At 72.5% G+C, this 14,875-nt stretch carries 12 protein-coding genes; 7 read left to right on the forward strand and 5 right to left on the reverse strand.

Features of this window, described 5'->3' with window-relative positions; genetic code table 11:
- Positions 1-936 (reverse strand): NADP-dependent oxidoreductase, encoded by a 936-nt coding sequence (locus ACZ4D5_RS25745; RefSeq protein ID WP_467774896.1) that lies wholly within the window; start codon positions 934-936, stop codon positions 1-3.
- Positions 937-1,058: 122 nt separating this feature from the next.
- Here ACZ4D5_RS25745 and ACZ4D5_RS25750 point away from each other — a divergent pair, with 122 nt between their 5' ends.
- The 3 genes from ACZ4D5_RS25750 to ACZ4D5_RS25760 all read left to right on the forward strand — a co-directional run bounded on the left by ACZ4D5_RS25750 (position 1,059) and on the right by ACZ4D5_RS25760 (position 3,777).
- The gene (locus ACZ4D5_RS25750) at positions 1,059-1,355 is read left to right on the forward strand and encodes a hypothetical protein (RefSeq protein ID WP_467774745.1); all 297 of its coding nucleotides are present in this window, start codon (positions 1,059-1,061) and stop codon (positions 1,353-1,355) included.
- A 157-nt stretch (positions 1,356-1,512) separates the two neighbouring features.
- On the forward strand, positions 1,513-2,541 hold the full coding sequence (locus tag ACZ4D5_RS25755) for a phosphotransferase family protein (RefSeq protein ID WP_467774746.1): 1,029 nt from the start codon (positions 1,513-1,515) through the stop codon (positions 2,539-2,541).
- A gap of 9 nt (positions 2,542-2,550) precedes the next feature.
- Positions 2,551-3,777, forward strand: coding sequence for an acyl-CoA dehydrogenase family protein (locus ACZ4D5_RS25760; RefSeq protein WP_467774747.1), 1,227 nt, complete (start codon positions 2,551-2,553; stop codon positions 3,775-3,777).
- Here ACZ4D5_RS25760 and ACZ4D5_RS25765 read toward each other — a convergent pair.
- Entirely contained in the window at positions 3,774-3,920 is a 147-nt protein-coding gene (locus ACZ4D5_RS25765; protein WP_467774748.1) for a hypothetical protein, read from the reverse strand. The two genes, ACZ4D5_RS25760 and ACZ4D5_RS25765, sit on opposite strands and share 4 nt — an antisense overlap.
- A 75-nt stretch (positions 3,921-3,995) precedes the next feature.
- Here ACZ4D5_RS25765 and ACZ4D5_RS25770 point away from each other — a divergent pair, with 75 nt between their 5' ends.
- Entirely contained in the window at positions 3,996-4,916 is a 921-nt protein-coding gene (locus tag ACZ4D5_RS25770; RefSeq protein WP_467774749.1) for a LysR family transcriptional regulator, read from the forward strand.
- Here ACZ4D5_RS25770 and ACZ4D5_RS25775 read toward each other — a convergent pair.
- From ACZ4D5_RS25775 to ACZ4D5_RS25785, 3 genes are read right to left on the reverse strand one after another with little or no spacing between them, the layout of a single operon-like run.
- Complete coding sequence (locus ACZ4D5_RS25775; RefSeq protein ID WP_467774750.1) at positions 4,855-5,448, reverse strand: TetR/AcrR family transcriptional regulator; 594 nt, start codon at positions 5,446-5,448, stop codon at positions 4,855-4,857. The two genes, ACZ4D5_RS25770 and ACZ4D5_RS25775, sit on opposite strands and share 62 nt — an antisense overlap.
- 21 nt (positions 5,449-5,469) lie before the next feature.
- Complete coding sequence (locus ACZ4D5_RS25780) at positions 5,470-7,164, reverse strand: class I adenylate-forming enzyme family protein (protein WP_467774751.1); 1,695 nt, start codon at positions 7,162-7,164, stop codon at positions 5,470-5,472.
- On the reverse strand, positions 7,161-7,928 hold the full coding sequence (locus ACZ4D5_RS25785; protein WP_467774897.1) for an SDR family oxidoreductase: 768 nt from the start codon (positions 7,926-7,928) through the stop codon (positions 7,161-7,163). Before ACZ4D5_RS25785 ends, ACZ4D5_RS25780 begins: the two co-directional genes overlap by 4 nt.
- Before the next feature lie 143 nt (positions 7,929-8,071).
- Between ACZ4D5_RS25785 and ACZ4D5_RS25790 the strand changes: the two genes are divergently transcribed.
- The 3 genes from ACZ4D5_RS25790 to ACZ4D5_RS25800 all read left to right on the forward strand — a co-directional run bounded on the left by ACZ4D5_RS25790 (position 8,072) and on the right by ACZ4D5_RS25800 (position 14,736).
- On the forward strand, positions 8,072-9,313 hold the full coding sequence (locus ACZ4D5_RS25790; RefSeq protein WP_467774752.1) for an exo-beta-N-acetylmuramidase NamZ family protein: 1,242 nt from the start codon (positions 8,072-8,074) through the stop codon (positions 9,311-9,313).
- Between the two features lie 391 nt (positions 9,314-9,704).
- The gene (locus ACZ4D5_RS25795) at positions 9,705-12,056 is read left to right on the forward strand and encodes a DUF11 domain-containing protein (protein ID WP_467774753.1); all 2,352 of its coding nucleotides are present in this window, start codon (positions 9,705-9,707) and stop codon (positions 12,054-12,056) included.
- A 100-nt stretch (positions 12,057-12,156) separates the two neighbouring features.
- Positions 12,157-14,736, forward strand: coding sequence for a GEVED domain-containing protein (locus tag ACZ4D5_RS25800; RefSeq protein ID WP_467774754.1), 2,580 nt, complete (start codon positions 12,157-12,159; stop codon positions 14,734-14,736).
- The last annotated feature ends 139 nt before the right edge of the window (positions 14,737-14,875 follow it).

Raw genomic sequence — 14,875 nt, forward strand, 5'->3', positions numbered from 1 at the left:
TCAGTCCCCCCACTCCACCGTCACGACGATCTTGCCCCGCGTCCGGCCCTCCGCGCTCAGCCGGTGCGCCTCGGCCGCCCGCTCCAGCGGGAACGTCTCGTCGACGTGGACCGTCACGACGTCCTGCTCCGCGAGGTCGGCGAGGTGCGCGAGGTCCGCGGCGTCGGGGCGCACGAAGCAGTAGTGGCCGCCCAGGCCGATCACCCCGCCGTCCGCGATCGACGCGAGGCGGCCGCCGGGCGCGAGGAGTTCGGCGGAGGCCTTGAGCGTGTCGCCGCCGACCGTGTCGAAGGCCGCGTCGACGCCCTCCGGGGCCAGCGCGCGCACGCGCTCGACGATCCCCTCCCCGTACGTGACCGGCTCCGCGCCGAGCTCCCGCAAAAAGCCGTGGTTGCGCTCGCTCGCCGTGCCGATGACGCGGGCGCCCGCGTGCCGGGCGAGCTGCACCGCGATGGAGCCGACGCCGCCCGCCGCCGCGTGCACGAGGACGACGTCGCCCTCGGTGACCGCGAGCGGCCCGGTGACGACCTGGTAGGCGGTGAGCCCGGCCAGCGGCAGGCCCGCCGCCTCCTCGAAGGTGAGGTTGCGCGGCTTGCGCGCGAGGGTGCGCACGGGCGCGGCCACGTACTCGGCGAAGGTGCCGCGCGAGAGGAAGTCCTCCCGTACGTAGCCGATGACCTCGTCGCCGACGCCGAACTCCGGTACGGAGGCGCCGGGTTGGACCACCACGCCCGAGACGTCCCAGCCGGGGACCACGGGGAAGACCGGGTCGAGGATCCCGTCGAGGTACCCCTCGCGGCACTTCCAGTCGACGGGGTTCACGGCCGCCGCCCGCACCTTCACCAGGACGGAGTCGGGGCCGACCTTGGGGTCGCGCACCTCGCCGTACTCGAGGACTTCGGGGCCGCCGTAGCTGCGGTAGCTGATCGCCTTCATGGGGGTCGCCTTCGCGGAGGTCATGGAAACATCAACAACGCTCCCATAACGGCACGAATAGGGCATCGAGGGCTAGCCTGAGAGAGTCACCCCTCCCCCGGAAGTCACAGAAGGTGCGCGTCATGACCACGCTCCACCACGAACACCCGGTACACGACCACATCCACGGCCCGGCCTGCGGCCACCCCGAGGTGCCGCACGGCGACCACGTCGACTACGCGCACGACGGCCACCTGCACCGTCTGCACACCGACCACTACGACGAGTGCGAGCCGTCGGGCCACACGGCCCACCAGGGCCATGACCATCGCCACGGTGATGGCTGCGGGCACGACTCCGTCAAGCACGGGGATCATGTGGACTATCTGCATGACGGGCACCGCCACGCAGAGCACGATGGGCATTGGGACGATCACTGAGCACTCCGCCGCAGGTCCGGTGGTGATGCGCGGGTCGAGTGCGGCTGATCGCGCAGTTCCCCGCGCCCCTGACGGGGCGCTTTGACCTCTGGACTGCATACCGACTGGTCGGCATCATGGGGTGGCACGCCACCCGTCACGCCGATCAGGAGCGAAGATGAGCTCAGACCACCCGCCGGGCCTCGACCTCGACCAGCTGCGCGGCCGCCTCGACCGCGAGCGGCCCGGCCTGGTCGGCGGACCGCTCACCGCCCGGCTCATCGAGGGCGGCCGGTCCAACCTCACGTACGCGGTGACGGACGGCGCCTCGCGCTGGGTCGTGCGGCGGCCCCCGCTGGGTCACGTCCTCGCCACCGCGCACGACATGAAGCGCGAGCACCGGGTGATCGAGGCCCTGCACCCGACGGCGGTGCCGGTGCCCACCCCGGTGCTCCTGTGCGAGGACGACTCCGTTCTCGGGGCGCCCTTCTACGTGATGGAGTTCGTGGAGGGCACCCCGTACCGCACCGCGCAGGAGCTCGCCCCGCTCGGCCCCGAGCGCACCCGCGGCGCCGTCCTCGGCCTCGTCGACACCCTCGTCGACCTGCACGCCGTGGACCCCGCGGCGGTCGGGCTCGACGACTTCGGGCGGCCCGACGGCTTCCTGGACCGCCAGCTGCGCCGCTGGGGCAAGCAGCTCGCCGCGTCCCGGGGCCGCGACCTCGCCGGCATCGACGAGCTGCACTCCGCGCTCGGCCGGTCGCTGCCCGCCTCCCCCGCGCCGGCCGTCGTGCACGGCGACTACCGCCTGGACAACGTCCTGATCGGCGACGACGACCGGATCAAGGCCGTCCTGGACTGGGAGATGTCCACGCTCGGCGACCCGCTCACCGACCTGGGCCTGCTCGTGATGTACAGCGCGCGACTGGAGGTGCCCGACTCCCCCGTCAGCACCACCGCGGGCGCGCCGGGCCACCCCGACCCCGCCGAGTTGATCGAGCGGTACGCGGCGCGCTCGGGGCGCGACGTGTCGGCCGTCTCCTGGTACACGGCCTTCGCCTGGTTCAAGCTCGCCGTGATCCTCGAGGGCATCCACTACCGCTACACGCTCGGCCAGACGGTCGGCGCGGGCTTCGACCGGATCGGCGAACTGGTCCCCGTGTTCATCGAGCACGGCCTCACCACGCTCCAGGGACAGGAAGGCTGAGACAGAGCCATGGACTTCGCATTCGACGCCCGCACCGAGGAGCTGCGCGGGAAGCTGCTCGCCTTCATGGACGCGTACGTGTACCCGGCCGAGGCCGTCGCCGACGAGCAGCGGGCACGGCTCGACTCGCCGTGGGACACCCCCGCCGTCGTCGAGGAGTTGAAGGCCGAGGCCCGTCGGCAGGGCCTGTGGAATCTCTTCCTGCCGGACGCGGAGCACGGCGCCGGGCTCACCAACCTCCAGTACGCGCCGCTCGCCGAAATGACCGGCCGCTCCCCGCAGTTGGCGCCCACCGCGCTGAACTGCGCGGCGCCCGACACCGGCAACATGGAGGTGCTCGCGCAGTTCGGCACGGAGGAGCAGAAGAAGCGGTGGCTGGAGCCGCTGCTCGCCGGGGAGATCCGGTCGGCGTTCGCCATGACCGAACCGGAGGTGGCGTCCTCCGACGCCACCAACATCACGACGCGCATCGAGCGGGACGGCGACGATTACGTCATCACCGGCCGCAAGTGGTACATCTCCGGGGCGATGAACCCGAACTGCGGGATCTTCATCGTGATGGGCAAGACAGCGACTGCCGAGGGCCCTGACGGCGCCGACATCCGCCGCCAGCAGTCGATGGTGCTCGTCCCGCGCGACACCCCGGGGCTCGAAGTCCGGCGCGCCATGCGGGTGTACGGGTACGAGGACCACTACCACGGGGGCCACGCCGAGGTCGTCCTCGACCGCGTACGCGTCCCCGTCGCGAACCTGATCGGCGAGGAGGGCGGCGGCTTCGCCATCGCCCAGGCGCGGCTCGGACCCGGCCGGATCCACCACTGCATGCGGCTGATCGGCATGGCCGAGCGGGCCATCGAGCTGATGTGCCGGCGGGCGGTGTCGCGCACGGCGTTCGGCAAGCCGCTGGCCCGGCAGGGCGTCGTGCAGGAGTGGATCGCGGACGCGCGGGTCGCCGTGGAGCAGCTGCGGCTCCTGGTCCTGAAGACGGCCTGGCTGATGGACACCGTCGGCAACAAGGGCGCGCACACGGAGATCCAGTCCATCAAGATCGCGACCCCGCGCGCGGTGGTCGACATCCTCGACCGGGCGGTCCAGCTGCACGGCGCGGGCGGCGTCAGCCAGGACTTCCCGCTGGCCGAACTGTGGGCCGCGGCGCGGACGCTGCGCCTGGCGGACGGGCCGGACGAGGTGCACCAGCGGTCGCTGGCGCGACGGGAGCTGAAGAAGTACCTCTAGTAGCCTCCGCCCGGCGTGTGGTCCGCCAGTGCCAGAGCGCGTACGAAGCGGCGTACGCGCAGGAGTTGGCGGGCCGCGAAGCGGAGGGCACGGGGGCGGCCCGGCGCGTACGCCGCGGCCCACAGGGCGGGTACGTGTTCCATGCCCCCAGCTTCCGCGCCGCCCCACCCAGCGGTCCAACAGATCGTTTCGATGGGTGTCATCGCTAGGATCGATCGGTGGAGATACGCCAGCTGCGCCACTTCGTGGCCGTCGTCGAAGAGGGCGGCTTCACCGCCGCCGCCCGCACCGAGCTCATCGCGCAGTCCGCGCTCAGCACCTCCGTGCGCAACCTCGAACGCGAGCTGGGCGCCGACCTGTTCGACCGCACGGGCCGCCGCGTCGTCCTCACCGAGGCGGGCCGCGCGCTGCTGCCGCAGGCCAGGGCGCTGCTCAGTGGGGCGCAGGCGGCCAAGGACGCGGTGACCGCGGTCGCCGGACTCGCCACCGGACGGGTGTCGATCGGCACCATCCAGACGCTGACCTGCGTCGATCTGCCCGCCGAACTGGCCGCGTTCCAACGGGAGTTCCCCGGCGTCCAGGTGTCCGTCAGGGACGCCACGGTCGGCGAGCTGACGGAGGCGCTGCGCGCCGGTGAGCTGGATCTCGCGTATCTCGCACCGGACGGCGCCGGGCTGCCGGAGGGGCTCGCCGCGTTCGCGACGTGGCACGAGGACCTGGTGCTCATCACGGCGCCGGGGCACCCGCTGGCCGCGGCGGGCCGCACCCTGGTGCGGGACCTGGCGGACGAGCCCTTCGTCGACTTCCGGGCCGGTACCGGCCTGGAGACGGCGGTGCGCCGACTGGCCGCGCACTGCGGTCTGGAGCGCAGGATCACCTGTGACGTCACCCAGATCCGGCTGCTCGTCGACCTCGTGCGCGCGGGGATCGGCGTCGCGTTCGTGCCCCGGCCGATCGGCGAGGAGGCGGGCCTGCCCTGCGTACGGATCCGCCAGCCCGAGCCGGGACGCACGGTGGTCCTCGCCGGGCGCTCGCCGCGGCCGCGCAACCCCGCGGCCGTGGCCCTGCTCGATCACCTCACGGGCGCAGCGCCCTCAGCAGCAGATCCGCCAGGTGGTCGGCGACCTGCTGCGGGGTGAGCGGTCCGTCGGGGCGGTACCAGGTGGAGAGGTGGTGGACGGAGCCGAAGTGGTAGTCGACCACCAGGTCCGCCGGGGTCGCCGTGGAGAAGACGCCGGACTCCTGGCCCTCCTCGATCAGGGCCCGGAACCGCTCGTGGTAACGGCGCCGCTCGGCCCGCACCTGCTTGTTCTTCTCCGGGCTGAGGTGGTGCATGGAGCGGAAGAAGATCGACGCGTCGTCGAGGTTGTCGATGGTGGTGACCACGACGTCCGCGGCGGCGTCGCGGACCCTGCGCTCCACCGGGGCGTCCGCGTCCGCGATGGCGTCGAGCCGCTCCTGCTGGACGCGGAGCATCCGGGCGTAGACCTCGTGCAGGAGGTCGTCCTTGGACCCGAAGTAGTGGTACAGCGCGCCCTTGGTGACGCCGGCCGCCTCCACGATCTCCTGCACCGACGTGCGGTCGTAGCCACGGTCGGCGAAGAGCCGGGTGGCGGCGGCCAGCAGCCGCCGCGGGACGGGCGTGCCGTCACCGTCCGTCGTCCTGGCCACTGCCGCCACCTGCCTTTCGCCTCACTGACTGTTCCGTGCGCGGGAACGCAGTTCCCGCCGGAGGATCTTCCCACTTGTCGTCTTCGGCAGCTCCGTCAGGATCTCGACCTCGCGCGGATACTTGTACGCGGCGAGCCGTTCCTCGCAGTACGCGGCGAGCTCCGCGGGGCCGGTGTCGCTGCCGGGACGCAGGCTGACGTACGCCTTGACGGTCTCCCCGCGGTAGCTGTCCGGCACCCCGACGACGGCGGCCTCGCGCACCGCCGCGTGGGTGTAGAGGACGTCCTCGACCTCGCGCGGCCAGACCTTGAAGCCGGAGGCGTTGATCATGTCCTTCTTGCGGTCGACGACGTAGAGCCAGCCGTCCGGGTCCATGAACCCGATGTCGCCGGTGCGCAGTTCGCCGCCGGGGAAGGTCTCGGCGGTGGCGTCGGGCAGGTTCCAGTAGCCGGGCACCACCTGGGGTCCGCGCACGACGATCTCGCCCTGTTCACCGAACGGGACCTCGCGGCCGAGGTCGTCCAGGACGCGTACGACCGTCTCGGGGCCCGGGACGCCGACGGCGAGGGTCCCGGAGGCCGGGTCCACGGGGGCTTCCTGTCCGGGCGGCACGGAGGCGCAGGGCGCGGTGCACTCGGTGAGGCCGTAGCCGTTGTGGAGGTAGGGCCCGAAGGCCGCGCGGAACCGCTCCACGAGGGCCGGGGGCAGCGGCGCGCCGCCGGAGGAGACGAGCACGAAGGAGTCGAAGTGCGCCCGGGTCGCCGCCGGGTGCGCGGCCAGCGCCATGAACGCCGTGGAGGGGCCGACCGTGAACGCGGGCCGGTGCTCGGCGAAGGCGTCGAGGACCACCCCGGCGTCGAAGCGGTAGGTGAGCGCGAGCGTGCCCGCGTTGGCGAGGCAGCCCGCGACCTGCGCGACCATGCCGGTGATGTGGAAGAGCGGCGCCATCGCGTAGTAACAGGCGCCCTCGGGTATCCCGGACCCGGTGCGCTGGCGCTCGGCGTTGTAGGCGATGTTGCCGTGGGTGTTCATGGCGCCCTTGGGGGTGCCGCTCGTGCCGGAGGTGTAGCTGATCAGCGCCACGTCGGCGGGGCCGAGGGTGCGCTCGGCGGGGGCGGGCAGGCCCCGGCGCGCGACCGCCACGAGGTCGTCGGCGTCGTCGGGGACCGGCAGCCGCTCGAAGTCGAGGACCCGGGTGTCGTTCCTGCTCTGCAGGTCGAGCTGGCAGGCGGTGAGCACCACGCGTACCGCGGAGCCCTCGGCCGTCTCCCGCAGGTATGCCTCCCAGGCGCGGTCCGAGCAGATCAGCGCGGCCACGCCCGCGTCGGCGAGGACGTGGCCGACCTCCGCGGACTTGTACATGGGGTTGACGGGGACGACCGTGGCGCCCGCCTTCCACGCGCCGAGGAGCGCGAGCACGAAGTGCGGGGTGTTCTGCAGGAGGATCGCGACGCGGTCGCCGCGTGCGATGCCGCGGGCGGCCAGGTGACCCGCGACGGAGTCGGTGAGGGCGTCGGTCTCGCGGTAGCTCAGGCGGCCGTCGAAGTAGGCGAGGGCGGTGCGTTCGGGGGCGCGGGCGACGGCCTCGGCGAAGGCCTGCGGGACGGAGGGTGCGGGGCGCACGGGGGCGCGCTGGGCGTCGTTGAGGCGGGCGAGCCAGGGCTTCGCCGCGTAACCGTGGTCGTGGCCGTGGTCGCCTTCCCGCGGGCCGCTCACCGCTGCGTCGCCTCCCACTTCTGCTGGATGTGGTTCATGCCGGTCAGCCACTTGTCGGGGGTGGCGGCGCGGGCCCGGTAGTACGCGTCGACCTCGGGGTGCGGCAGGATCAGGAAGCGGTCCTCGGCCATGCCCTCGAAGAGGGCGGCGGCGACGTCCTCCGGCTCGATCGCGGTGGGGGTGAGGACGAGGTCGCCCGCGGTGCCGGTGGCGGCGAGCATGTCGGTGCGCACGCCCTGCGGGCAGATCGCGTGGACCTTGACGCCGCGGTGGCGGTAGGTGAGCGAGAGCCATTCGGCGAAGGCGTACGCGCCGTGCTTGGTCACGCTGTAGGGCGCGGCGCCGATCATGGTGAGCAGCCCGGCCGCCGAGACGGTGGAGACGAAGCGGCCGCCGCCGCGCTCCAGCCAGCCGGGCAGCAGCGCGTGGGCCGCCCGCACATGTGCCATGACGTTGACGTCCCAGGCCGCGGCCCAGACCTCTTCGGGCGCGGCCTCGGTGCCGCCGGAGCCGAGCCCGGCGTTGGCGCAGTACACGTCGACCGTGCCGCCGAGCGCCTCGGTGGCCTCCGCCGCGATGCCCGACGCGTCGCCCGGCACGGCGATGCCGCCCACCTCGTCGGCGACGGCCTTCGCCTTGGCGCCGTCCAGGTCGTTGACGACGACGCGGGCCCCCTCGGCGGCGAAGCGGCGGGCGAGCGCGGCCCCGATCCCGCCTCCCGCCCCGGTGACGACGACTCCCTTGTCCTGCAGGGTCTCCACGATCGGTCTCCTTCGGCCTGCGGCTCGGCTTCGGCTTGCGGCTCGGCTTCGGCAGCAGACTAACCAGTCGGTATGTCGTGGCGAAAGAGGGCCGACCAGGCCGGGTTCGTTCGTCTGCCCGTGCTCTGGCACTAGCGTGCGGGGCCATGAACCTCTCGCGACGCGGGCTGCTCGCCGCCACCGCAGGAACCGCCCTGGTGCCGTCCGCCGCGGCGTCGGGCGCCCCCGCCCCCGGGCCCCGTGGGCTGCGCACCGGTATCGAGCGCCTGGCCGCCGACGGCTACGCGCTCCTGGAAGGACGGCGGGTCGGCGTCGTCACCAACCCCACGGGCGTCACGCGCGACGTGCGGCACGTCGTGGACGTCCTGCACGCCGACGAACGCGTCGACGTCGTCGCGGTGTTCGGCCCCGAGCACGGCTTCCGCGGGACCGCGCAGGCGGGTGGGTCCGAGGGGCGGTACGACGACGCGGCCACGGGGCTGCCCGTGTACGACACGTACAACAAGAGCGGCAAGGAACTCGCGGACGTCTTCGCCGCATCCGGCGCGGACACGCTCCTCTTCGACATCCAGGACGCGGGCGCCCGCTTCTACACGTACATCTGGACGCTGTACGACTGCATGGTGGCCGCGCGGCTCGCGGGCAGGCGCCTCGTGGTCCTCGACCGGCCGAACCCGATCTCGGGACGGGAGGCCCACGGACCCGTCCTGCACGAGGAGTTCGCGAGCTTCGTGGGGCGCGAGCCGATCGCGCAGGCGCACGGGATGACGGTCGCGGAGCTGGCGCTGCTGTTCAACGGGGAGTTCCTGGGGCGCCCCGTGGAGCTGGAGACCGTGCTGATGACGGGCTGGCGGCGCGCCGACTTCTTCGACGCCACCGGGCTGCCGTGGGTACCGCCGAGCCCGAACATGCCGACGCCCGACACCGCCCTCGCCTACGCGGGCACCTGCCTCCTCGAGGGGACGAACCTCTCGGAGGGGCGCGGTACGACCCGCCCCTTCGAACTCCTCGGCGCGGAGGGCATCGACCGGCGGTGGGCGGCCGCGCTGGAGCGGCTCGACCTGCCCGGCGTGCGCTTCAGGGAGGCCTACTTCTCCCCCACGTTCTCCAAGTTCGAGGGGAAGACCGTCGGCGGCGTCCAGCTCCATGTGCACGACCGCGAGGCGTACGACCCCGTGCGCACCGGCATCGCGCTCCTGGTGACGGCCAGGAAGGCGTGGCGCGGCTTCGCGTGGCGCTCCGACCACTGGATCGACAGGCTCACCGGATCCGCGCGGGTGCGCACGATGATCGAAGCGGGCGCGGACACGGACGAGGTGACGGGCGCCTGGGCGGACGAGCTCGCCGACTTCCGCGCGGTGCGCCGCAGGTACCTGCGCTATTCCTGAACGGCCCGGCCTGGGGGTCGGGATCCGCGGCGACGAGGGGGAAAGGCCGCCGCCAGAAGCCTTGCCTCAACAGGAAGTTGAAGAAGCCTCACCGTCGGCCGACGCCTCCGGAAACTGCTGCGCTGACAGAGTGACATTCAGGTGTGGCTCACCCACTTCCCACCCTCGACGACCATGATCATATTTACGCATTCCACGGCGCGCACGAACGCCGTGAGCAGGTGTGGTCCGCCCGCCGCGAGCTGTCGGCGGGCGGGCCGCCCCGCTCTCATCGATGAACGTCCTGGCCGACCCAGGCCCGGCGATCCCTCTTGCCCTCTTGTGGCCAGTGGCCCCTCGGGCGCCGTCGGGCATGCGAACTCGTCGACTTGGACAGGAACGAAGGCCCGCCGTGACCACTTCCCCGCAACGCCGCCGACAGGACCGACGGGCGCAGCGCCATCTGTTGACCGCGCTGACGTCCTCGACGATCGCTGCCGCCTCCCTGCTGGCCGCACCGAGCGCCCACGCCGCCGGTCCCGACGAAACCCTCTACGGCGCAGGGCGATTGACTGAGCGTCAGATTTCATCGCGGGCGGCGGTTCCTGCCGAGAAGCCCGCTTCGGGGGTGCGTGGAGGCGGCGGCGCCGGTCACCGACCACCCGACCGGGCCCGCGAGCCAGGACGGGAACTGCTGAAGGCCCCGGGCGGCAGCACGGCAGGGACGGCGGAGGGCGTCTCGAAGGCGACGGAGCGAGCCTCGAAGGCGGCGGAGGCGTCGAGTTCGGCCCTGGCGGTCGGACATCGGCGGGCCGACGGGCCGGTCGCCCCGGGAGAGACGTTCGAGTACACCATCACGGTGACCAACCACGGCCCCTCGGTGGCCAGAGACGTCGAGGTCAGCGATGAACTGCCCGCAGCGCTGCGGTTCGTGTCGTCGAAGGACGGCTGCACCGCGTCGGGGCAGACGGTGACCTGCAGACCGCGGACGGCGCTGGCCGTCGGCGAAGAGGCGTCCTGGGTGCTCACCGTGCGCCTGGACCCCGACTACGCGGGCGACGGCTCGGACATCGCCAACGTGGCGCGGGTCGCATCGACCACCAAGGATCCCGACGACGGCAACAACACCGGCCCGACCGGGGGTTCCGGACTGCCCGGGGGCGGCCGTCCGGCCGGGGCGGCGGCCGATGTGACGGTCACGAAGGTGGCCGAGGGCGACAAGCCGGTCGCACCGGGCTCCACATTCGACTACGAGATCACGGTGGCCAACCGGGGCCCTTCGACGGCCAAGGGCGTCGAGGTCACCGACGCCCTGCCCAAGGTGCTGGCGTTCGTCTCGTCGAAGGACGGCTGCACCGGGGACAAGGGCGTCTACGGCGCCGCGGTGACCTGCCCGGAGCTGCCGGAGCTGAAGCCGGGCGAGGAGAAGACGTTCACCCTCACGGTGCGGCTGTCCCCGTCGTACACGGGCGACGGCACCGACGTGGTCAACACCGCCCGGGTGAGCGCGCGGAGCACCGACCCGAAGCCGGGCAACAACACCGCCACCGCCAGCGGGCTGCCCGGTCCGGGCGGGCACAGTCCGGGCAAGGCCGAGGCCGACCTGGAGGTCCGCGCCCACGAGGTCGTCGGCGAGGTGCTGCCGGGCACGGTCGCGCTCGGACAGGTCACGGTGACCAACCGCGGTCCATCCACCACGCGTCAGAAGGCCGTGGTCGACATCGCCCTGCCCGAGCACGTCACCGTGGCGCGCGCGGGTCTGCCCGCCCGCCTCGACACGGACTTGCCCCTGCCCGCCGATGCCGGGCGGACGGACCCGCCGCTGAAGATCGACGTCAGCTCCACGGGCCTGCACGCACACATCGGCACGGGGCGCGCGGCCCTGCCCGGCGGGTGCGTCGTCCGGGAGGGCGGCAGGGCGCTGCGCTGCACCGTCGAGGCGGGCCTGGAGGCCGTGCCCGCCCTCGACGGGAAGGGCTCCGACCGCACCGCGCGGCGCAAGGCCGCCGGTTCGTCCGCCACGCTCGCCTTCCCCATGCGGATCGGCGCCCACGCACCTGTGGGCACCGCACTCGCCGGCGGCACGGTCACGGTGTCCAGCCCGGAGGACGGCTCCCCGGAGAACAACACGGACACCTTCTCGGTCACCACGGCCGCGCGGGGCAGCGCGGACCTGGCCACCACGAAGACGGCGATCCTGCCGCCGGGCCAGTCCCGGGTCGGCCCCGGCGACACCTTCACCTACCGCATCAAGGTCACCAACAACGGCCCCTCCGACGCCCAGAACGTCAAGATCACCGACCGGCTCCCGGACGGCCTGCTGTTCAAGCGCGCCACCTCCGGGTGCACCGCCCAGGGCCAGACGGTCACCTGCTCGGCCGGCACGCTGGCGGCGGGCCGCAGCATCGAGTTCGACGTCGTCGTACGGCTCTCCCCGGCCTACCGGGGCACCGGGGACGATCTCGACAACATCGCCTCCGCCCAGTCCACGACGCCCGATCCCGACCCGGACAACGACCGTAACCCGCCCGGCAGTTCGGGCCCCGACGGCGGCCCGCTGCCTGTCGCGCCGCCCGCCGCCGGCACCGGTACGCAGACCGGTCAGGACACCGGCACGGACACCGGCACGGAGAACGGCACGCCCCAGCCGCCGGTGCTGGCCGAGACCGGTGACGAGAAGCCCGAGTGGACGCTGTGGGCCACCGGACTGCTGCTGGCCGGCGGCGTGGGCCTGACGTACGCGGCACGCCGCCGCATCCGCTGACGCAGGACGGGCCGGGGGCCGCACGCCCGTTCACCCTCCCGCAAGCACGGGCGGCCCACGGCCCACGGGCCGCTCGTCCCGGAACGAAGAAGGCAGGACAGTGCAGAAGAAGACCACCCCCCACACGCTCCGGCACACCCGGCTGAGACGGCGCACCACGGCTCTGGCCGCCACGGTCCTCACCGGGCTCGCCCTCGCCCCCCTCGCCGTCGCCGCCCCATGGCACGGAGCCGGGGAACCGGTCACGAGCGCCGGACGGGCGGCCGCCCCCGGCCCGTTCCCCTTCGAGGAGACCTTCGAGGAGACGGACGCGTCCGGCACGGTCAGCGGATCCGCGACGTACGACGACGGCTGGCTGCGCCTGACCAGCAACGCCAAGGACCAGGCGGGCTCCTGGCAGATGAACGACGGGTTCGACACCGACCTCGGCGTGGTCGCGGAGTTCACCTACGCCACCTTTGGCGGCAACAACCACTGCGGTCTCTTCGGCTGCAACGGCTACGGCGACGGCCTGGCCATGTTCTTCTCCGACGCCTCCGTGCCGAAGGGAACAGGCGGCAGCGGCGGCAACCTCGGCTACATCGGTCTGCCCGGCGGATTCGCGGGGGTCGGGTTCGACGAGTACGGCAACTTCTCCGACCCCAGGAAGCCGAACCACATCGTGTTGCGCGGCGGCGGGAAGGAGGTGGACGGCAAGTGGACCGGCTACGGCCAGGCCACCGCGGTCAAGGCCCCCGGCGACTCGGTGCAGACCAAGGACCGCGAGCAGTTCCGCACCGCGCGCGTCAGCGTGGTGCCCAAGGACGGCAAGCTGCTGATGTCGGTCTCCTCCGACACGGGTCCGGGCACACCGATGCAGCAGGTCGTCGACCGCTATGACATCTCGCAGGTCTCCGGTCAGCCGGCCCTGCCCGACAAGCTCCGGATCGGCTTCTCCGCCGGCACCGGCGGCTCCACCAACAACCACGACATCGGCAACCTCAGGGTTGGCCTGCCGGTGGACCTGTCGGTGACCAAGAAGGGCCCGGACAAGCCGGTCGCGCGCACCAAGGTCACGTACACCGTGACGGTGCGGAACGACGACCTCAACGACGTCGTCGGCGCGCGGGTCAAGGACGTGCTGCCCGCCCAGTTCACCGATGCCTCCTGGACCTGCACCGCCTCCGCGGGCAGCAGTTGCGGGCAGCCCTCGGGCACCGGGAACACCCTGGAGACCACCGCCGACCTCAAGCGCGACGGCAGTGTCACCTACCTCTTCACCGCCATCGCTCCGCCGCTTCCCCAGGAAGTGGAGAACACCGCAGAGGTCACCGCCCCGGCCGACGTGGTCGACGTCGACCCCGCCGACGACCGCGCGACGATCACCACGGGCTTCACCGCGAACCCGCGGCGCGCCGGTGAGTGCCACACCTACACCTACACCGCCGTCGGGACGGCGCCGACGAAGCTGTACCGGATGAACCCGCTCACCGGCGACGCCAAGGACACCGGCATCGTGTGGGAGAAGGGCTTCGACGCGATGGGATACAGCGTCCTGACCGACCGGATCTACGCGATCTCCCGGGACGGCTTCGACCTGCTCACCATCGACCCCAACACGCCCACCGGTGACATCAAGCGCCAGAAGATCGAGGACCTGCCCGGCAACGGGTACTGGGAGGAAGGCACGGTCAGCGCCGACGGCAAGACGTACTTCATCGCGGGCAACTCCGGCAGCAACGGCGCCACCATCGACCTGACCGCCCCGACGCCGCAGGCGGTCAAGCTGCCCCCGCCGGGCGGCGGCAACTGGTGGGACTGGGCCCAGCACCCCAAGGACGGGCTGCTCTACCTGGCCGACAACCGGACCCTGAAGGTCGCCGACCCCAAGAGCGACCGCAACCCGATGCCCCAGGACCTGGCGTACGACGTCTTCCCCAGCCCCGACAACGCCTATCGGTCGAACTTCTTCGACGAGATCGGCAACTTCTACGCCATCGACAAGGGCGGCAAGGTCGTCCAGGTGGACCTGTCGGCCTCCACCGCCGCCAAGCCCATCGCCAAGGACCAGATCAAGCCCGCCCAGGTCATCTCCCAGATGACCGGTGACGCCGCGAACGACGTCACCGACGCGGGCGGCTGCGTGATCACCCGTGACTTCGGCGACGCCCCCGACTCGTTCCACACCACCTTCGACAACGACGGGCCCTACTCCCAGGTCGTCGAAGGCTTCTCGCTGGGCGCGGGCAAGACCGTCGAGGCCGACGCCCGCCGCCCGTTCACCGGTGACACGGTGGGCGACTACAACGGTCTCGGCGACACCGACGACGCCCTGGCCGCCGTGCCGGTCCTCGATTCGGCGGCCTACGGCGTGACCGTTCCGGTCACCAACAGCGACGCCGGACGCGGCGCCACCGTGGCCGGCTGGCTCGACCTGAACGGCGACGGCACCTTCGAGGACGACGAACGCGTCACCGCCGCCGTCGCCGCCGGGGGCACCACCGCCCGGCTCGAATGGCGGGTCCCCGCCTCCGCCCTCACCCAGAACCGCACCGCCTTCCTGCGGATCCGCCTGTACGAGGACTCGGTGATCTCCCCCCTGCCCACCGGCCAGTACGCCAAGGCCGGCGAGGTCGAGGACTACCCCGTCGAGGTCAGGCCCGCCATGGCCGACCTGGACCTGACCAAGACCTCCTCCTGAACCCTCCGCGCCCCTGTCCGGCCGCCCTCCCCCGGCGGCCGGACAGGACCGGACCGCGGCCACCGTCCCACGGCGGCCGTCCCACCCCCATGCCACCGCGTCGAGGGCGACCTCGGCGATCCCGCCGCCCCGCCCCCGG

The sequence above is a fragment of the Streptomyces sp. NPDC025651 genome, assembly GCF_055558735.1.